Genomic DNA, 20,029 nt, shown 5'->3' with positions numbered 1-20,029 from the left:
GCGATGTCCCGCCGCGTGTTCGTTCTCGATACCAACGTGCTCATGCACGACCCGACCGCGCTGTTTCGTTTCCAGGAACACGACATCTTCATTCCGATGGTCGTGCTCGAGGAACTCGACGCCGGCAAGAAAGGCGTCTCCGAGGTGGCCCGCAATGTGCGTCAGGTGAGTCGTTTTCTCGACGAGCTGATGGCACACAAGAGCCATGCGGAAATCGACGCCGGCCTGGCCCTAAATACCGACGTCACGTTCAACGGCAATGGCAGCAGCGACGCCCCGCAGGCCAGCGGCCGGCTGTACTTCGAAACGCGCCCGGCCGAAGGCACGCTGCCGACGATGCTGCCGGGCAACAAGGCGGACAATTCCATCCTGCTGAGCGCGCTGTCGCTGCGCAATGTGTTCGGCGACTCGGAAGTGGTGCTGGTGTCCAAGGACATCAACCTGCGTATCAAGGCGTCGGTGGTTGGTATCGAGGCCGAGGACTACATCAACGATAAGGTCCTCGAGGATCTTGACCTGCTCTATACCGGGCATGCCACCCTGCCCGCCGATTTCTGGGATACCCACGGCCAGACCATGGAGTCCTGGACCGAAGCCGGCAACGCCTTCTACCGCCTGCGCGGCCCGCAGATCGCCGACTGGCATCTCAACGAGCTGCTGCATTTCGAGCACGACAACGATATCGAGCTGATCACCCGCGATATCGAAGGCGACAGCGCGGTTCTCGAACTCGCCCAGGACTATCGCGTCGGCAAACAGGCCGTCTGGGGCGTGCATGCGCGCAATCGCGAGCAGAACTTCGCGCTCAATCTGCTCATGGACCCGGATATCGATTTCGTCACCCTGCTGGGTGCGGCCGGCACCGGCAAGACGCTGCTTACGCTCGCCGCGGGCCTGGCCCAGACCCTGGATGAATCGCGCTATCGCGAAATCATCATGACCCGGGTGACCGTGCCCGTGGGCGACGATATCGGCTTTCTGCCCGGTACCGAGGAAGAAAAGATGACGCCCTGGATGGGCGCGCTCATGGACAACCTCGAAGTGCTCACCGGCGCTGGCGGGGGTTCCGACTGGGAACGCGCGGCGACCAACGAACTGCTGGCCAAGCGCATCAAGATCCGCTCGGTCAACTTCATGCGTGGGCGCACGTTCCTGGAGCGATTCGTCATTCTCGACGAAGCCCAGAACCTCACCCCCAAGCAGATGAAGACACTGATCACCCGCGCCGGGCCGGGCACCAAGTTCGTCTGCCTGGGCAATCTCGCCCAGATCGATACGCCCTATCTGACCGAGACGACGTCCGGTTTGACCAATGTCGTAGACCGGTTTCGCAACTGGCGCCATGCCGGTCACGTAACCCTGGCACGAGGCGAGCGCTCGCGTCTGGCCCAGTACGCCTCTGATAAACTTTAGTCCCTTGCGGATGCGGCGCGCCCGCCGCATCCGGCCCTTTTTCTTCGGAGATCGCCCATGGCCGATACCGCTATCGCGGACGCCGCGGAACAGGTTCTCGCCTCGCGCCCGGACAAGGCGCAGCTGATCGACAAACTCGTCGCCCAGCTGCCCGAACATGTCGTGCTGCACGCGGAAGAGGATTTACGTCCCTTCGAATGCGACGGGCTATCCGCCTATCGCGTACTGCCGATGATCGTCATCCTGCCGGAAACCATCGAGCAGGTGCAGATCGCCATGCAGGTCTGCCACGCCAACGACGTGGCCGTGGTTGCCCGCGGCGCGGGCACGGGCCTGTCCGGCGGCGCACTGCCCATGGATAACGGCGTGCTGCTGTCGCTGGCCAAGTTCAAGCAGATTCTGGATATCGATACCGCCAACCGCCGCGCCACGGTCCAGCCGGGCGTCCGCAATCTGGCGATTTCGGAAGCCGTTTCGCATCTCGGGCTGTACTACGCACCCGACCCGTCGTCGCAGATTGCCTGTTCGATCGGCGGCAACGTAGCCGAGAACTCGGGCGGCGTGCACTGCCTGAAATACGGACTGACCACGCACAACATCGTCGAGCTGGAAATCGTCACCGTCGACGGCGAGCGCATGACCATCGGCAGCGAAGCGCTGGATACGCCCGGCTACGATCTGCTCGCGCTGATGACCGGCTCGGAGGGGCTGCTGGGCGTGATCGTGCAGGTGGTGGTCAAGCTGCTGCCCAAGCCGGAACGGGCCCAGGTGGTGCTTGCCGCGTTTGACGATGTACGCAAGGCCGGCGATGCGGTCGCCGCGATTATCCAGGCCGGCATCGTGCCCGCGGGGCTGGAAATGCTGGACAACCCGGCGATCGTAGCGACCGAGGAATTCGTACACGCGGACTATCCGACCGACGCGGCCGCGATTCTGCTGTGCGAAGTCGACGGCACCCATGCCGAGGTGGACGAACATATCGCCGATGTACGCGAAGTCGTCGAGCGCGAAGGCGCGACGGAAGTGCGCGTATCACGCGATGATGCCGAGCGTGCCGTTTTCTGGGCCGGGCGCAAGGCCGCTTTTCCGGCCATGGGCCGGATTTCGCCGGACTATTACTGCATGGACGGCACCATTCCACGCAAGGCGCTGGCCGACGTACTCATCGGCATCGGCGAGCTGTCCGAGAAATACGGCCAGCGCGTGGCCAATGTGTTTCATGCCGGCGATGGCAACCTGCACCCGCTGATCCTCTACGATGCGAACATCGAAGGCGAGCTGGAGCGCACCGAGGCATTCGGCGGCGCGATCTGCGAGCTGTGTCTGGAACATGGCGGCACGATCACCGGCGAGCACGGCGTGGGCGTGGAAAAGATCGACCAGATGTGCGTGCAGTTTCCGCCCGACGAGCTGACCCAGTTCCATGCCGTCAAGCAGGCTTTCGATCCCAAGGGCTTGCTCAACCCCGGCAAGGCGGTGCCCACCCTGCATCGCTGCGCCGAATTCGGCGCCATGCATGTGCACAACGGCGAACTGCCCTTCCCCGAACTGGAGCGACTGTGACGACCTCTGCCGATCAGAGCCAACAACTCAGCGAGCGCGTCAGCGAGGCGTTCGCCAACGCGACCCCGTTGCACTTGCGCGGCAGCGGCAGCAAGGATTTCCTCGGCGAACGCGTGCAGGGCGAAACACTGGACGTGACCGGGCATACCGGTGTGGTGAACTACGAACCGGGTGAACTGGTGATGACCGCGCGGGCCGGCACACCGCTCGCCGAGCTCGAAGCGGTACTCGACGAGTCGCACCAGATGCTGGCCTTCGAGCCGCCGCATTTTGGCGACAACGCCACCCTGGGCGGCACCATTGCCACCGGGCTGTCCGGCCCGGCGCGGCCGTTTACCGGTGCGGCCCGCGACTTCGTGCTGGGCTGTCGCATCGTTAACGGCCAGGGCCAGATCCTGCGCTTTGGCGGCGAGGTGATGAAAAACGTCGCCGGCTACGATCTGTCGCGCCTGATGGCTGGCGCCTACGGCACACTGGGCGTGCTGCTCGATATCAGCCTCAAGGTACTGCCGGTGCCGCGCGCCCAGGTCACGCGCGTATTCGAACAAACGACGAGCGAAGCGCTGACCCGAATCAGCGACTGGCAGCTCAAGCCCTGGCCGATCACCGGCGCCTACTGGGAAGACGGCAAGAGCTATCTGCGCCTGGCTGGCGCCACGTCGTCGGTGGAATCCGCCTGTGAAAAACTGGGCGGCGAAACGCTGGAAGACGACCGCCCCTTCTGGCGTGCCGTACGCGAACACCAGCGTCCGTTTTTTACCGCCAGCGACGGCGCCCTGTGGCGTGTGTCGGTGCCGCCGGCCGCGACCATGCTGGATATCGACGGCGAGTGCGTGCTCGACTGGGGCGGCGCCCAGCGCTGGGTGCGTTCGGATATGGACGCGGTGGCGCTGCGGCGTATCGTCAAGGACGCGGGCGGCCATGCCACGGTCTATCGCGGCGACGCCACCCCGCGTTTTCATCCGATGGGTGAATCGATCCTGGCCTTGCAGCAGCGCCTGAAAAAATCCATGGATCCGGCCGGTATTCTCAATCCGGGCCGTATCTACCCCGAACTCTAGAAGAGCCGACCATGCAGACGTCCATCATCCCGCAATTGCGCGACACGCCCGACGGCGAGGAAGCCGATCGTATTCTGCGTGCCTGTACTCACTGTGGTTTCTGTACCGCGACCTGCCCCACCTACCAGCTGCTGGGCGACGAGCGCGACAGCCCGCGCGGGCGTATCTATCTGATCAAGCAGATGCTCGAGGGCGAAACGCCCACCGAGAAAACGCAGACCCATCTGGATCGTTGTCTGACCTGTCGTGCCTGCGAAACCACCTGCCCTTCCGGCGTGGAATACGCCAAGCTGGCCGACATCGGCCGCGATCTGGTCGAACAACAGGTTCAGCGGCCGATGCACGAGCGCATCCTGCGCTGGCTGCTGCGTCATATCGTGGCGTATCGCAACCGCTTTGCCTTCTTCTTCGCGCTGGGGCATCTGTTCAAGCCGTTGCTGGTGGGCCCGCTGGCGCCGCTCAAGCAGAAGATGCCGCCGCGGCGCAAGGCGCTGGCCTGGCCGAGCGCCGAGAACACGACCCGCACGATGATCGTGCTCGACGGCTGTGTACAGCCGGTGGCCGCCCCCAATACCAACGCCCATGCCGCGCGTATCTTCTCGCAGCTCGGTGTGCGTCTGGTCGCGCCCAAGGCCAGCGGCTGCTGTGGCGCGTTGTCGCAGCATCTGGCCCATCGCGAAGAGGCCAACGACTTCGCACGGCGCAATATCGATGCCTGGTGGCCCTATATCGAAGACGGCGCCGAGGCGATCGTGCTCACGGCCAGTGGCTGCGGCGCATCGGTGGTCGAATACGGGCATATGCTGCGCAATGACCCCGAATACGCCGACAAGGCCGCGCGTGTTTCCGAACTGGCACGCGATCTAAGCGATATCCTCGCCCAGGAAGACCTGAGTGCGCTCGGCGATCTGGGCCACGGCCGCCAGGTGGCCTATCACCCGCCGTGCACGCTGCAGAACGCGCCGCAGTTGCACGACAACGTGGCGGAAATTCTCACCCAGGCGGGCTACAAGCTCACCCATGTGCGCGACCCGCATCTGTGCTGCGGCTCGGCCGGTACCTATTCGATCCTGCAGCCGACCATGGCCAACGAGCTGCGCGAGAACAAGCTCGCCTCGCTCCAGGCCGGCGATCCGGATGTCATCGTTACCGCCAATATCGGCTGCCAGCTGCATCTGGAATCCGCGGCCGGCGTGCCGGTACGCCACTGGATCGAATTACTCGAACCCGCCGCCGCGGCATAACTCGGCAGCTGCAGAAAGCGGCGTGTTCATTGCGACACGCCACTAGGCTAGTCACGTAGGTTGGCTTAGGCCGACAGGCCGTAAGCCAACACGGAACGGGCCACCGAGGCCGTTCGAGCCGTGGTGGCGGAGTGGCTATCGGCGCCGCATTCGGTGTTGGATTACGCGTCGCTAATCCAACCTACGCCGTACGCGTTACGGGTATGGCGTCGGTCGAGGCCACGGTGTCTTTGCTAGCCCGCCGATTGCTCGTCGCGGGGGCTGTCGAGTTCCGGCAGCACCGCCGCGCGGCGCGGCCAGGCTTTGATCACGGCGTGTACGACCGTGGCCAGCGGGATGGCGAAGAACACGCCCCAGAAGCCCCAGATACCGCCGAAAAACAACACCGCGGTAATGATGGCCACCGGGTGCAGATTCACTGCCTCGGAAAACAGCACGGGCACCAGCACATTGCCATCGAGCATCTGCAGAATGCCGTAGGCAATGAGGACATAGAGCGTGGGTGCTTCGAATCCCCATTGGGCATAGGCCACGAGCATCACCGGTACGGTCATGCCGAAGGCGCCGATATAGGGCACCAGAACGGAAAAACCCACCAGGGCCGACAGCAGCATGGCGTACTTGAGCCCGAGCAGGGAAAATACGACATAGGCCACGATCCAGACGATGACGATTTCCACCGCCTTGCCGCGTACGTAGTTGCCCAGCTGTGCGTTCACGTCGGCCCAGACATTGCGCACGAGCCGGCCATTACGCGGGCCGAAGTTGGCGAACCAGCGCAGGATCTGATCCTTGTCGCGCAGCATGAAAAACACCATCAACGGCACGAGCAGCAGATAGACCGCCAGATACAGCAGGCTCATGCCGACCACCAGCGAGCGGCTGACCACGGTCTGGCGCAGCGAGCCGACATCAAACGTCATGCTGTTGATCATGGCGTTGATCTGTTCGTTGGTGATCAGCGCGGGATAGCGCTTCGGCAAGGCCGCGATCCAGTCCTGGGCGCTACTGATCAGCCCCGGTACCTCGGTGAGACTCTGGCCGGCCTGGCGGGTGAGCAGCGGCAGCAACGCAAAGCTCACCCACACCACGCCAATCAGCAATGCCGTAGAGACCAGCGCCGCGCCGGCCCAGCGCGGTACATGCACGCGCTCGAGCCAGATCACGGGCGAATCCAGCAGATAGGCGATGACCACTGCGGCGAGCACCGGCGTGAGCAGCGCACCGAAGACCATCACCAGCACCAGGGCGCTGACCAGAATCAACGCCAGCGCGACCACCTGCGGGTCGGAGAAATGGCGGCTGAACCATTCGCGTACCACGTTCATTGCACTTGCCCTGCCGTTAACGGCGCCACCGAGGGCACGAACACAATCGACGCGGACAGATTAGTGGGCACATGGGCTCCTGTGTGCTGGGGCAATAGGCGAACCCGCACGCTGAATGACAGTTTCTTTGGCCAACCCGAAGATTTATCCCCGCGCCGGCGTGTTTTGAGCGACCGACAAAGCGCCGCTATGACCGTTTGCATTCGCAAATACGTAAGCCGTGACGGCGCGATAGGCGCCGGACACGGGCCCCGCCATTTTGACACCAACCGCGGCTGGTGGGTGTTACATGGCCGGGTCATCGCACGGCGCCAACGCGACGCCACGCGCCTTGTGTCGATGCCTTCGGGGCGCAAACGCGATCCGTGTATGAATAGATCGTTCGGTTCCTTGGTATCCAGTTTAATCGAATGAACGAAACACGCTAATCTGCGGTCGAAATATCGTGTTCCCGCACCACCGACATGCTTACCTCGTGATTGTTGCCACTGTTCGATCGACCCGTGTTCTGCTCGTAGTCATGGCAGCACTGCTGACCGTGAGCACGGCCGTCAGCGCGCGCGACTATCAGCTGCCCAGCATCGGCCAGCCCGCCGACAACTACATGTCCCCTGCCGAGGAAGACAAGATCGGCCGTCAGGTGGTCGCACAGCTACTCGCGCGCCATCTGATCATCGAAGACATCCAGCTGCGCGAATATCTCACCCGCGTGGGCACGCGCCTAGCCGCGCATACCGATGCCGATGCCAGTGCGTTTCGTTTCTATCCGATCGACAGCAGCCAGGTCAACGCCTTTGCGCTGCCAGGCGGCTATATTGGCGTCAATGCCGGGCTGATTACCGAAACCGATAACGAAAGCGAGCTTGCCGGCGTCATGGGCCACGAAATGGCGCATGTCACCCAGCGTCATATCGCGCGCCAGATCGAGTCGACTTCGGGCATGGGCTGGGCCACGGCTGCGGCGATCCTGGTGGCGGCGATCGCCGGCGGCGGCGACCCCGACGCGCTCAGTGCCGCCGTGACCGCCGGCGTGTCGAATCTCAACCAGCAGCAGACGAACTTCACCCGCGCGCACGAGTTCGAGGCCGACCGGATCGGCATTCGCACCATGGCCGAGGCCGACTACAACCCCGATGGCATGGCCAGCTTCTTCGAAAAGATGCAGCGCCGCTCGCGGCTGTACGGCAATCAGTTGCCGGAAATCCTGTTGTCGCACCCGGTAAGCAATACGCGTATGGCCGAGGCCGAGACCCGCGCACGTGACTATGCAGATACCGACGTACACGAAAGCGACGCCTACCCGCTGATGAAGGAACGCGCGCGGGTGCTGGTGAGCAAGCAGTACAGCGACCTGTTGCGCTATTACGAACAGCGCCGCGCCGACGAGGGCCACACGCCCGCCCTCGATTACGGCTATGCCCTGACCCTGCTTCAGCTCGGGCGCACGAGCGACGCGACTGCTCTGCTCGAACCGCTGCTCGCCCAGGCGCCGCAGAGCGAGGCCTATCTACTCGCCCTGGCCGATGCCCGGGCCCAGGCGGGACAGAGCGCACAAGCAAGGGATCTGCTCGAGCGCGCGCGCAGCGCCTTTCCCAACAGCGTGGCGGTCAAGATCGACTATGCCGAACTGCTCATGAACGAAGGCGATCTGCAGGCCATGCGAACCTTCCTGCTCCAGGATCGCGACCTGCTGGCCCAATCGTCCGAAGCCCAGCAGATGCTTGCGCGTGTGGCCGGCCAGCAGGACAACCTGGGCGAAGCCTACTATCGCCAGGCCAAATACTACGAACTGCGCGGCGCCTATGGCCCGGCGATCAATCAGCTACGCACCGCCCTGCAGACCGCCGAGCTCAACGCCTTCGACAAGGCGCGCCTGCGCGCCCTGCTCGACCAGATGGTCAAGGCCTGCCATACCACCTGGTCGGAGCGCGAATGCCGCGAACAGGTCAGTGCCGACGCCCGCTATTGAGCCACGTGCGCGCAACGCGCGTCGATTCAGGGGTGAACGAGGCTAGGGCTGACGTGTTGCGCGGGTGGGCGAAGATTCCACCGGGCGTACGTCGCGTACCGGCACGATCGTATTCCACTGCCGACAGCTCGGGCACTGCCAGTGCAGATAGCGGCCGGAAAACCCGCACTGCCCGCAGTGGTAGGTCGGCTGGCGTTCAATGATCTGACCAAGTGACTGGCGCAGGCTGTCGAGCGGGCCGGTGAGCGTACTGCGGGTCTGCGACCAGGTCAGATCGAGCAGATGATAGAAACCGATCCAGTTCGGCTCGGTCTGCAGATATTGCGAGATATGGGCGATGGCTTCGTCGGTCTTGTGCTGGGCATGCAGAAAACGGGCATAGGCCACATGCGGATGCGCGCCGTCGTAGAGCGGCATGACATCGCATAGAAACTGGGCATAGCCGGCAGTATCGTCCAGCGCCTCGAAACAGCGACGCATCGGCCGGATGATCTCGCTAATGAAGTCCACATCCTGGCGCATCACCTGCCGGTAAATACGAATCGCGCCCCGGAAATCTCCATCCTGCTCGGCCATCAGCCCACCGATCAGGCTCGCCCGGGCACAATCGCGAAACGACTGACGCGCCGATTTGAGATGGTTACGCGCGCGATCGCGCTGGCCCGCGCTACGCGCCTGTTCGGCCAGTTCGCAGAAATACTGAGCAATGACCGGCCGCAGCGAGGTGCCGCGCACCGTTTCCAGGCGCCGCGTGGTCGCGATGGCCTGATCCCAGTCGCGTTCCTGTTCGTAGATCGCGATCAGCCCGGACAGCGAGCGCTCGAGAAACAGGTTCTGGTCGGCCAGCTCGCGAAACAGGCCCTCGGCGCGGTCGAGCACGCCGGCGCGCAGATAGTCCTGGGCCAGCTCGTAGCGCGCCTGATTGCGATGAATAGCCTTGAGGTTCGGCCGTGCGACCAGGTTCTGGTGCATGCGCAGTGCGCGATCCACCTCGCCCTGGCGACGAAACAGATTACCCAGCGCGAGATGCGTTTCCGCGGTGTCGTTATCGACTTCCAGTACCCGTACGAACGTTGCGATGGCCTGGTCGGCATCTTCGTTGACGAGTTGACTGATGCCGCGCAAATAGTCGGCGTTGACCGGTGGCGTGGGTTCGTCACCGCGTTCGGCGCGGCCACGCACGTACCAGCCGGAGGCGGCGGCAAGCGGCAGCAGCGCCAGCAGCACCCACCAGGCGCCGTCAAGCATCGTGAATGGGCATGCTCCGCAGATTGGAGATTTCGGTCTGTGCGTCCTTGAGACGGCGGCGCGCGCTCGAAAGCTGTGTACGCAGACGCGCGATCTTGCCTACGCATACCAGCGCGGCGATCGCCAGACCGAGAACGAATGCCACAACGAGAAGCACGACCAGCGGAGCCTCGGTCGTCGTCCACAGCAGATCGACCGATACCAGATCGTAGTTGAAGAAACCGAACGCCACGCCCAGAACGAGCCCCACGACCACGATCAGATTACGAATCAGGCGTAGCATTTAATTCCCGTTGCTTGTGCGGCGAGCCCACCGTTTGAATGGAGGGGTTTCGACCGCCTATGAATTGTTCGTGTTCACCCGCTCGCGCAATTCCTTGCCCGGCTTGAAGTGGGGCACATACTTGCGCGGAATATCCACGGATTCGCCGGTTTTCGGGTTACGACCGCGCCGCGCCGGGCGATGGTGTACCGAAAAACTGCCGAAGCCCCGGATTTCCACTCGCCCGCCCGATGCCAGTTCGGCGATCACGTCGTCGAGTAGAAGTTTGACAGCCAGTTCGACGTCACGGTGCGACATATGCGCCTGACGCTGGACCAGCCGTTCGATCAGCTCTGATTTAGTCATCCAGCGTTCTCTCCCTGGAAACGCCGCCCCCATCACATGCCGAATGGCATGCCCCTGATGAAAAGGTAGTTAAAACGCGGGGCGCGCGCAAGCGCCCCGCGTTATTTACACCCTTATTTTTTCAACCGCTATGGTTTTAGTTGTTGCGGTCGCTGGCGTCGATCTGCTCCTTGAGCAGTTCGCCAAGGCTGGTGGTGCCAGTGGAAGCGTCGGTATCCGCGTAATCGCGCATCGCCTGCTGCTCGTCCTTTTCGTCCTTGGCACGAATCGACAGGCTGATGGTGCGGTTGCGCCGATCCACGCCCACGAAGCGGGCTTCGACTTCCTGGCCTTCCGACAGCGCGGTACGCGCATCTTCCACGCGATCGCGGGAAATATCCGAGGCCCGGATATAGCCGACCACGTCGTTGCCCAGATCCACGGTCGCGCCGCGCGCATCGACGCTGGCGATGGTGCCGGACACGACGCTGCCCTTCGGGTTATCCGCAACGAAAGAGCCGATCGGATCCTGCGCCAGCTGCTTGATACCCAGCGAGATGCGCTCGCGGTCGGCGTCGATCGACAGCACCACGGCTTCGACCTCGTCGCCCTTCGAGTATTCGCGCACCACTTCTTCGCCGGCTTCGTTCCAGGACAGATCCGACAAGTGCACCAGGCCGTCGATATTGCCCGGCAGACCCACGAAGATACCGAAATCGGTGATCGACTTGATCTGGCCGCGCACGGTGTCGTTGCGCTGGTGGTTGGCGGCGAAGTCTTCCCACGGGTTGGACTTGCACTGCTTCATGCCCAGCGAGATACGACGACGCTCTTCGTCGATCTCGAGCACCATGACCTCGACCTCGTCACCGACGTCCACGATCTGGCCGGGGTTGACGTTCTTGTTGGTCCAGTCCATTTCCGAGACGTGCACCAGACCTTCCACGCCTTCTTCGATTTCCACGAAGGCACCGTAGTCGGTGATGTTGGTGACGTTGCCGAACAGACGGGTGTTTTCCGGGTAGCGGCGGGCGATATCGACCCACGGATCGTCGCCGAGCTGCTTCAGACCGAGCGAAACGCGGGTGCGCTCACGATCGAACTTGAGCACCTTGACCTCGATCTCTTCACCCACGTTGACGACGTCGGTCGGGTCCTTGATGCGCTTCCACGACATGTCGGTGATATGCAGCAGGCCGTCGATGCCGCCCAGGTCCACGAACGCGCCGTAGTCCACCAGGTTCTTGACGATACCCTTGAGCACGATGCCTTCCTGAAGCGTGTCGAGCAGCTGCTTGCGCTCTTCGCTGTACTCTTCCTTGAGCACGTCGCGACGCGAAACCACCACGTTGTTACGCAGGCGGTCGAGCTTGATGACACGGAACTCGAGCGGCTTGCCTTCGAGATAGGTCGTGTCGCGCACCGGGCGCACATCGACCAGCGAACCGGGCAGGAACGCGCGGATGTTGCCAACGTCGACGGTGTAACCGCCCTTGACCTTGCCGCTGATATGACCGACCACGGATTCGCTGTTTTCGTAGGCGTCGGTGAGGAAGTCCCAGGTGCGGATACGCTGGGCCTTTTCCTTCGACAGGCGCGTGGCGCCGAAACCGTCTTCGACGGCTTCCAGTGCGACTTCGACCTTGTCGCCTTCGGCGACCGTCAGTTCGCCGTTTTCGTCGTAGAATTCATCGACCGGGATAACGCCTTCGGACTTGAGGCCCGCGTCGACGATGACGACATCGTTCTTGACTTCCAGCACCTCGGCGTTGATGAGGGAACCGGGCTGCATGGTACGACCCTGCAGACTTTGCTCGAATAGTTCGGCGAAACTTTCAGACATGAGGGGAAAAGATCCTACGGCGCTTGAAAAAAGCGAGCGCCATTCCGTGGTTGATAAAACACTCCGATCAACGGCCTTGCGCCGCGAACGGTCCCGTTTGAAAAAGCCGGCTTATGCGTGAATCCAGCCTTTTTCGCGTACGAGGCGGCGTACTTTGTCGAGTGACGTCGTCACGCTTTCGCCGGTGGTATCGATGACGTGGGCATCGACCGCCGGCTTCAGGGGCGCGACTTCACGTGAAGCATCACGCGCGTCCCGCTCCAATATCTCTCGATATATCCGGTCAAGATTAGCATCAACATGCTGGTCCGACAACTGCGCAAACCGCCGCCTGGCGCGCTCTTCGGCTGACGCGGTGATATAGAGTTTCAGATCGGCATCGGGAAAGATCACCGTGCCCATATCGCGCCCGTCCGCGATCAGCCCGGGCGCGCTGGCGAAATCCCGCTGGCGCGCCAGTAGCGCCTCGCGTATTGCCGGCTGTACCGCCCATTTGGAGGCGGCATCGGACACGGCGTCGCTGCGGATGATGTCGGTGACATCCTCGCCGGCCAGGCGCACCCGCTGGCCCGCGCCGCGATCGGGTTCGAACACGATATCCAGCCCGCGCGAGGCCGCCACGGCGGTCGCGCAGTCGGTCGGCAACGCGGCATCCAGGCCATCGCGCAACGCGACCAGGCCCACGAGCCGGTAGAGCGCGCCGCTATCGAGCAGCCACCAGCCGAGCTCGCGCGCCAGTGCGGAGGCGAGCGTGCCCTTGCCGGCTCCGCCCGGCCCGTCCAGCGTCATGACCGGCGCAGCGCTCATACCGACACCTCGCTGGCCTGGATCTGCAGCCCGGCGACGGCGGCGAGATCCACGAAGCCGGGAAACGACGTATCGACGAAATCGCAGTCGTCGATTTCGATGGGCGCATGGGCGCGCAGCGCGGCCATGGCAAAGGCCATCGCGATCCGGTGGTCATCGTGGCATGCGATGCGCGCACCACCGAAGGCTGTCGCCGCGCCGCGGCCCACAATCGTCAGCCCGTCGTCGGCCACCTCGACCTCGACGCCCAACTGGCGCAGGCCATCGGCCATCACCGCGATACGGTCGGATTCCTTGACCCGCAGCTCGGCCGCGCCGGTCAGACGGGTCGTGCCCTCGGCGCAGGCAGCGGCAACGAAGATCGCGGGGAATTCGTCGATGGCGAGCTCGACCTCTGCACCGCCGATATCCACGCCCGTGAGGGCCGCGCTGCGCACCACGATATCGGCGACCGGCTCGCCCGCCTGGATACGCTCGTCGTACAGGCGGATATCCGCGCCCATGCGGACAAGAATGTCGATTACCCCGCGCCGGGTCGGGTTGATGCCCACGCCCGGCAAGACGATCTCGCTGGACTGGGCAATCGTGGCGCCGACGATGAAAAAGGCCGCCGACGACAGATCGGCCGGCACGGCGACATCTGCGGCTTCGAGCGTTTGCCCGCCGGTGATCGACAACGTGCGCGCCTCGTGTTCGATGCGCACGCCAAAGGCCGAGAGCATGCGTTCGGTATGATCGCGGCTGATGCCGGGTTCGGTCACACGCGTGATGCCTTGCGCATAGAGTCCGGCCAGCAGCACACAGGACTTGATCTGGGCGCTGGCCACGGGCGGCGTGTAATCGATGCCTTGCAGGCGCTGACTACCATGTATCGACAGCGGCGCGCGCCCGCCCTCCTGGCCCTCGATATGCGCGCCCATGCGCGTGAGCGGCTCGATCACGCGTGCCATGGGCCGGCGCGACAGACTGGCATCGCCCACCAAGCGGCTATCGAAACGCTGGCCCGCCATCAGTCCGGACATCAGGCGCATGGAGGTACCCGAGTTGCCAAGATCCAGCGCGGTGGCCGGGGCTTGCAAGCCATCGCGGCCGACGCCATCGACCACCAGCGCCGCGCCGTCACGCGTAAAGCTCACACCCATGGCCTCGAAGGCATGCAGGGTCGCCAGACAATCCGCGCTTTCGAGAAAACCGGTGATACGCGAGCGCCCGTGCGCGATCGCCGACAACATCACCGCGCGATGCGAAACCGACTTGTCGCCGGGGACGCTGATCTCGCCGTTGAGCGCCCCGCCCGGCTGTAGATAAAAACGCCGCATAGTCAGGTTTGTCCCGTGGCAAAACCGTCGCGCGCCGTCTTGGCGCGGGTGAAAATGGCTGCGAGCCGGTCCCGCTCGCCTCCGGCAATCGCGCTGCGCACCGCGTCCAGATCGCCGATATAGCGATCCAGCACCGGCAGAATGGCATCGTGGTTGGCCGTGACGATATCGGCCCAAAGCGACGGGCTGCTCGAAGCGATACGGGTGAAATCGGCGAAACCGCCGGCCGCGTATTCGAAAATCTCCGTGCGTTCGGCCATGCGCGCGAGCGTATCCACCAGCGTATACGCCAGCAGATGGGGCAGATGGCTGGTCGCAGCGAGTACTTCGTCGTGGTGGGCGCCGTCCATTTCGCTGACCCGCGCACCCACCGCATGCCATAGGGCCGCCACCCGCGCCAGCGCATCGCTGTCGGTGGCCGGCGTGGGCGTGAGAATCACGCGCCGGCCCGCGAACAATGTCGCAAAGCCCGCGTCAAGCCCGCTGCGCTCGGTGCCGGAAATCGGATGGCCGGGCACGAAGCGGCCCATACGCTCGCCCAGGCAGACCTCGGCTTCGCGGATGACGCTCAGTTTGGTGCTGCCGGTATCGGTGACCACCGCATCGTCGGCCAGTGCGGGTGCGATTTGGGCGAACACATCGGCCATCGCGCCGATTGGCACCGCGACCACCACCAGCGTGGCATTCGCGACCGCCGCGGCGATATCCGTGGTCGGCGCGTCGACCAGCCCGAGTTCGCGTGCCTGGCGCGCCTGTTCGAGGTCGGCTACGACGCCCGCGATCTCGCCGCTAAAACCGTTCGCGCGTAATGCATGAACCACCGAGCCGCCGATCAGCCCCAGACCGATGACACAGACACGCTCCGAATGCAGGCTGGCTCCGGCTGTGCTCATTCGCCTTCCATCACCGCATCCAGCGCGGCGAGAAATACACGATTTTCCTCTTCGCTTCCGACGGTTACGCGCAAATGCTCAGGCAGAGCGTAACTTTGTAGCGGACGTACGATCACGCCCTCGTGCAGCATCGCTTCATAGACCGGCGTGGACGCGCGCCCGCAGTCGAAGGTGAGAAAATTGGCCTGTGACGGCAGGCAGTGGTGCCCACGCGCTTCGAGTTCACGTGCCAGCGAGGCCCGTTGGACCGCGTTGGTCTGGATCGAATAGCGCACGAATTCCTCGTCGGCCAGTGCGGCCTCGGCACAATACAGTGCGACCGTATTCACATTGAACGGCTGACGGATACGATTGATCCAGTCGGCCACTTTCGCCGAGCTCAGCGAATAGCCGACCCGCAAACCCGCCATGCCATAAATTTTCGAGAAAGTACGCGTAACAATCAGATTATCAAAACGATCTACAAGCGCACGGCTATCCGGGCGTTCGCTATCGGCCTGGTATTCGAGATAGGCCTCGTCGAGCAGCACGATCACCCCAGGCGGTACCGCTTCGAGAAACGCCTCGATGGCCTGCGGGGCCAGCCAGGTGCCGGTCGGGTTGTTCGGGCTGGCGATGAACACCACCCCGGTGTTGTCGTCGATATGCTCGATAAAGGCGTCGAGGTCATGGCCGTAGGGCATATCGGCGTCGGGCCCGAGCGCGGGCACCTCGCGCACTTCGGCATTTACTGCCTGGGCGACGATGGGATAGACCGCAAACGCGTACTGCGAGAAAACGGCGTTCTTGCCCGGCCCCAGAAATACCCGGGCGGTGAGTTCGAGCACGTCATTCGAGCCGTTGCCGAGCGTCACCCGTGCCGGGTCGATATCGTGGATCGCGGCAATTTTCTGCTTGAGCGCATAGCCGCCGCCATCCGGATAGCGATGCAGATCCGCCGCCCCGTGTTCCACGAAGTCGGCAAAGGCCTGCTTGACCGCGGGGGCGACCCCGAACGGATTTTCGTTCGAGGCAAGCTTGATGATCGAACTCAGGCCCAATTCGCGCTTGAGATCGTCGATCGGCTTGCCAGGCACATAGGCATGCAGGCCATGAATACCGGCATGCGCCTGTTCGTCTAGACTCTTGGTCATATCATTCAACTAGTTAACGGCTGAATCGAACGTGACTTCTCAGCTCGAGGCGGTATCCACGGCGCGCGGATAGGCGCCCAGGACCTTGAGCATCGCGGCCTGTGATTCGATGGCGTCAAGGACCTGTCGCACCCGCGGTTCATCGATATGGCCTTCCAGATCGATGAAGAAATTATAGTCCCAGGCCTGGCGCCGCGATGGGCGTGACTCGATACGGGTGAGATCAACCCCGGCCTGCGCGCCCGGCGTGAGCAGCCGATGGAGCATGCCGGGCTCGTTGCGAATGGCCACGAGAATCGAGGTCATATCGTTACCCGTGGCGGGCACTTTCTGCTTGCCGAGCACGAGAAACCGGGTGGTGTTGTTCGGCTCGTCCTCGATATTCGAGGCCAGCATCGGCAGTTCGTAGAACTCCGACGCCGCCCGCCCCGCGATTGCAGCCGCCTGATTTTCCCCGGCCACGCGGCGCGCAGCTTCGCCGTTGCTCGACACGGCTTCGCGTACCACGCCGGGCAGCTGGCGATCGAGCCACTTGCGACACTGCGCCAGCGACTGGGCATGGGCGACCACCCGTTTCACACCGGTCAGATCCGCGGCGCGCGACAGCAGATGATGATGTACCGCCAGGGCGACCTCGCCACAGATCTGCAACGAACTGCCCACCAGCTGGTCGAGCGTATGACTGACCACGCCTTCGGTGGAATTCTCCACCGGTACCACGCCGAAATCGGCATTGCCGGCCTCGACCTCGCGAAAGATCTCGTCGATGGCCGGCAGCGGCATCGCCCGTACCGAATGGCCGAAGTGCTTGTAGACCGCGGCCTGCGTATAGGTCCCTTCGGGGCCGAGATAGGCCACCTTCATCGGCGATTCCAACGCCAGGCAGGCCGACATTACCTCGCGCATCAAACGCATGATGGTGGCATCGTCGAGCGGGCCGTCATTGCGCTCGGCGACCCGGCGCAGCACATCGGCCTCGCGCTCGGGGCGATAGAAGTCCGTACGCTGTCGTTCGGTCTTGATCCGTGCGACTTCCAGCGCCACGCCGGCACGCTCGGCAATCAGCGCCTGGATCTGGGCATCCAGCGCGTCGATACGCTCGCGCGCGCCGGCCAGCGCCTGATCGTCGGACTTGTCTTGCGACGCACTCATTGCTTACGCCGCGTCGCTACCCACGGCACCCAGATAACGCACGCACAGCACGCCTTCGATACCGCGCAGTTCGTCGATGGCCTCGTCGGCCACGGGCGCATCGACATCCACCAGCGTATAGGCGACCTCGCCTTTCGACTTGTTGAGCAGATCGGCGATGTTGTGGCCATGACGGGCCAGCGTCGACGAAATCTGGCCGACCATGTTGGGCACGTTGTGGTTGACCACGGCCAGGCGATGCGCGCTGGCGGTCGGCGGCATGATCGCCTCGGGGAAGTTCACCGAGTTACGGATGTTGCCGATTTCCAGATAGTCGCGCAGCTGGTCGGCGATCATCATCGCGCTGTTGTCTTCGGCTTCGTCGGTCGACGCCCCCAGGTGCGGCAGCGTGATCACGCGATCGTGCCCGCGCAGCTTCTCGGAGGGGAAGTCGCAAACGTAGTAGCTCAGACGGCCGTTTTCCAGCGCGGCGAGCACGGCGTCTTCATCCACGATTTCGGCACGCGAGAAGTTGAGCAGCACCGCGCCCTTGCGCATGAGCTTGAGCCGCTTGGCATCGACCAGCCCGCGGGTGTCGTCGACCAGCGGCACGTGCAGCGACACATAGTCGGAACGCGAGAGCAGCTCGTCGATGGACAGTGCCTGCGAGACATTGGCGGCCAGACGCCAGGCGTTGTTAACGGTAATACCCGGGTCGAAACCCTGCACGCTCATGCCCAGCGCCTGTGCGGCGTTGGCCACGTTCACGCCGATGGCGCCGAGCCCGGCCACGCCGAGGGTGCGCCCGGGCAGTTCCACGCCCTTGAAGCGTTTCTTGCCGGCTTCGACTTCCTTCTTGAGCTCTTCGCCAGTCGAGGTGAGTTCCTCGACATAGCGCCAGGCGCTCATGAGATTGCGCGAGGCCAGCAGCATACCGGCGAGCACCAGTTCCTTCACGGCGTTGGCATTCGCGCCGGGGGCATTGAACACCGGCACGCCGCGCTTGCTCATTTCGGCGACGGGAATGTTGTTCACGCCCGCGCCGGCGCGGCCGATGGCACGCACGGAATCGGCGATGGCCATGTCGTGCATGTTGTGCGAACGCAGGATGATGGCGTCCGGCTTGGACATTTCCGAGGCGATTTCGTACAGATCGCGCGGCAGGCGATCGAGCCCCTTGGCCGAAATATTGTTCAGCGTCTGAATCTTGAACGTCATAACTAACCTTTATCCGCGAATTCTTTTGAAAACTTATCCGCAGATTTCACAGACCACGCAGGTTGAAGAAGCGCGATAAACAATGGTTACGGCCGGCCTTCAAATCTGCGCGATCCGCGCAATCTGCGGATCGATATGTCTTATCCGTTGGCTTTTTCGAAGCCGCGCATGAAGTCGATCAGCGCATCGACGCCCGCTTCCGGCATGGCGTTGTAGATCGACGCCCGCATGCCGCCGACCGACCGATGGCCCTTGAGCGTGGACAATCCGGCTTCCTCGGCCTGCGCGAGGAACGTCTTGTTGAGTTCCTCGTTGGCCAGCAGAAACGGCACGTTCATGTTCGACCGCGCATGCGGTGCGACCGGGTTGCTGTAGAAATCGGAACTATCGATAAATCCGTACAGCTTGTCGGCCTTGCGCTGATTGCGCTCGGCCATGCCTTCGAGGCCGCCGTTGTTCAGAATCCATTCGAAGGTCAGCCCGGCCATGTACCAGGCGAAACACGGCGGCGTGTTGAGCATGGAGTCGGCATCGGCCTGCTTCTTGTAGTCGAATACCATGGGCACGCCGGGCAACGGATTACCCATGAGGTCGTCGCGCACGATCACCATCGTGACCCCGGCCGGGCCGGCGTTCTTCTGCGCGCCGGCATAGATCACGCCGTATTTGGATACGTCGATCGGCTTGGACAAAAACGCCGACGACCAGTCGCCGACCAGCGGCACATCCCCGGTATCGGGCACATCCGGGAACTCGATGCCCTCGATGGTTTCGTTGGGCGTGTAGTGAACATAGGCCGCATCGTCGCGCAGCTGCCAGTCCGCGCGCGGCGGTACATCCGTGAACGCGCCGTCGACCGAGGAATCAGCCGCGACCTGGGCATCGCCGTATTTACCGGCTTCCTTGACCGCCTTTTTGCTCCAGCTGCCAGTGACGACGTAATCGGCTTTCTGCGAACGGCCCATGAGGTTGAGCGGCACGCCGGCGAACTGGCCCGCGGCCCCGCCCTGCATGAACAGTACGCTGTAGCCTTCGGGCACATTCAGCAACTTGCGCAGATCCTGGGTGGCTTTTTCGGCAATGGAGACGAACGCATCGCCACGATGGCTCATTTCCATGACGGACATGCCGGTGCCCTGCCAATCCAGCAGATCGGCCTGGGCTTTTTCGAGCACTTCCACCGGCAGCGTGGCCGGCCCTGCACTGAAGTTATAGACGCGTGCCATAGAACAAATCTCCTTTGGAAATCGAC

The 20,029-nt window shown here is 63.3% G+C and carries 17 protein-coding genes; 5 read left to right on the top strand and 12 right to left on the bottom strand.

What is annotated here, in order from left to right:
- Positions 1-3: 3 nt before the first annotated feature.
- From S4A8_RS17885 to glcF, 4 genes are read left to right on the top strand one after another with little or no spacing between them, the layout of a single operon-like run.
- Entirely contained in the window at positions 4-1,413 is a 1,410-nt protein-coding gene (locus tag S4A8_RS17885) for a PhoH family protein (RefSeq protein WP_353221180.1), read from the top strand.
- Between the two features lie 57 nt (positions 1,414-1,470).
- The gene (locus S4A8_RS17880) at positions 1,471-2,976 is read left to right on the top strand and encodes an FAD-linked oxidase C-terminal domain-containing protein (protein WP_353180698.1); all 1,506 of its coding nucleotides are present in this window, start codon (positions 1,471-1,473) and stop codon (positions 2,974-2,976) included.
- A complete protein-coding gene (glcE, locus tag S4A8_RS17875; protein WP_353221179.1) occupies positions 2,973-4,037 on the top strand; it encodes a glycolate oxidase subunit GlcE in 1,065 nt (354 codons plus the stop codon). The genes S4A8_RS17880 and glcE overlap by 4 nt, the downstream gene beginning before the upstream one ends.
- Before the next feature lie 11 nt (positions 4,038-4,048).
- Positions 4,049-5,281, top strand: coding sequence for a glycolate oxidase subunit GlcF (glcF, locus tag S4A8_RS17870; protein ID WP_353221178.1), 1,233 nt, complete (start codon positions 4,049-4,051; stop codon positions 5,279-5,281).
- Between the two features lie 233 nt (positions 5,282-5,514).
- On the opposite strand, the gene S4A8_RS17865 is transcribed toward glcF, so the two are convergent.
- Entirely contained in the window at positions 5,515-6,609 is a 1,095-nt protein-coding gene (locus S4A8_RS17865) for an AI-2E family transporter (protein WP_353221177.1), read from the bottom strand.
- A 520-nt stretch (positions 6,610-7,129) separates the two neighbouring features.
- Between S4A8_RS17865 and S4A8_RS17860 the strand changes: the two genes are divergently transcribed.
- Complete coding sequence (locus tag S4A8_RS17860; protein WP_353180702.1) at positions 7,130-8,578, top strand: M48 family metalloprotease; 1,449 nt, start codon at positions 7,130-7,132, stop codon at positions 8,576-8,578.
- 42 nt (positions 8,579-8,620) lie between these two features.
- Here S4A8_RS17860 and lapB read toward each other — a convergent pair whose 3' ends face one another.
- The 11 genes from lapB to serC all read right to left on the bottom strand — a co-directional run bounded on the left by lapB (position 8,621) and on the right by serC (position 20,003).
- On the bottom strand, positions 8,621-9,826 hold the full coding sequence (lapB, locus tag S4A8_RS17855) for a lipopolysaccharide assembly protein LapB (RefSeq protein ID WP_353221176.1): 1,206 nt from the start codon (positions 9,824-9,826) through the stop codon (positions 8,621-8,623).
- The gene (locus tag S4A8_RS17850; protein ID WP_353180704.1) at positions 9,819-10,109 is read right to left on the bottom strand and encodes a lipopolysaccharide assembly protein LapA domain-containing protein; all 291 of its coding nucleotides are present in this window, start codon (positions 10,107-10,109) and stop codon (positions 9,819-9,821) included. Before S4A8_RS17850 ends, lapB begins: the two co-directional genes overlap by 8 nt.
- 57 nt (positions 10,110-10,166) lie before the next feature.
- A complete protein-coding gene (locus S4A8_RS17845; protein ID WP_353180705.1) occupies positions 10,167-10,454 on the bottom strand; it encodes an integration host factor subunit beta in 288 nt (95 codons plus the stop codon).
- Positions 10,455-10,590: 136 nt separating this feature from the next.
- Positions 10,591-12,276: a 30S ribosomal protein S1 gene (rpsA, locus tag S4A8_RS17840; protein ID WP_353180706.1), complete on the bottom strand. Its 1,686-nt coding sequence runs from the start codon at positions 12,274-12,276 to the stop codon at positions 10,591-10,593.
- A 111-nt stretch (positions 12,277-12,387) separates the two neighbouring features.
- Positions 12,388-13,083, bottom strand: a complete 696-nt coding sequence (cmk, locus tag S4A8_RS17835; RefSeq protein ID WP_353221175.1) for a (d)CMP kinase — start codon at positions 13,081-13,083, stop codon at positions 12,388-12,390.
- The gene (aroA, locus tag S4A8_RS17830) at positions 13,080-14,402 is read right to left on the bottom strand and encodes a 3-phosphoshikimate 1-carboxyvinyltransferase (RefSeq protein WP_353221174.1); all 1,323 of its coding nucleotides are present in this window, start codon (positions 14,400-14,402) and stop codon (positions 13,080-13,082) included. The genes cmk and aroA overlap by 4 nt, the downstream gene beginning before the upstream one ends.
- 2 nt (positions 14,403-14,404) lie before the next feature.
- Positions 14,405-15,295, bottom strand: coding sequence for a prephenate dehydrogenase (locus tag S4A8_RS17825; protein WP_353221173.1), 891 nt, complete (start codon positions 15,293-15,295; stop codon positions 14,405-14,407).
- Positions 15,292-16,428 carry a histidinol-phosphate transaminase gene (gene hisC / locus S4A8_RS17820; RefSeq protein ID WP_353221172.1) on the bottom strand — a complete coding sequence of 379 codons (1,137 nt, stop codon included), beginning with the start codon at positions 16,426-16,428 and terminating at the stop codon, positions 15,292-15,294. The genes S4A8_RS17825 and hisC overlap by 4 nt, the downstream gene beginning before the upstream one ends.
- A gap of 39 nt (positions 16,429-16,467) precedes the next feature.
- Positions 16,468-17,580: a prephenate dehydratase gene (pheA, locus tag S4A8_RS17815; RefSeq protein ID WP_353221171.1), complete on the bottom strand. Its 1,113-nt coding sequence runs from the start codon at positions 17,578-17,580 to the stop codon at positions 16,468-16,470.
- A gap of 3 nt (positions 17,581-17,583) precedes the next feature.
- Positions 17,584-18,777 carry a phosphoglycerate dehydrogenase gene (locus tag S4A8_RS17810; RefSeq protein ID WP_353180712.1) on the bottom strand — a complete coding sequence of 398 codons (1,194 nt, stop codon included), beginning with the start codon at positions 18,775-18,777 and terminating at the stop codon, positions 17,584-17,586.
- Positions 18,778-18,917: 140 nt separating this feature from the next.
- Positions 18,918-20,003 carry a 3-phosphoserine/phosphohydroxythreonine transaminase gene (gene serC, locus S4A8_RS17805; RefSeq protein WP_353180713.1) on the bottom strand — a complete coding sequence of 362 codons (1,086 nt, stop codon included), beginning with the start codon at positions 20,001-20,003 and terminating at the stop codon, positions 18,918-18,920.
- Positions 20,004-20,029: the final 26 nt, after the last annotated feature.

The organism is Salinisphaera sp. S4-8, assembly GCF_040361235.1.
GTDB lineage: Bacteria > Pseudomonadota > Gammaproteobacteria > Nevskiales > Salinisphaeraceae > Salinisphaera.
The sequence above is the reverse complement of the archived record's forward strand: the minus strand, read 5'-3'. Positions and strand labels throughout refer to the sequence as shown.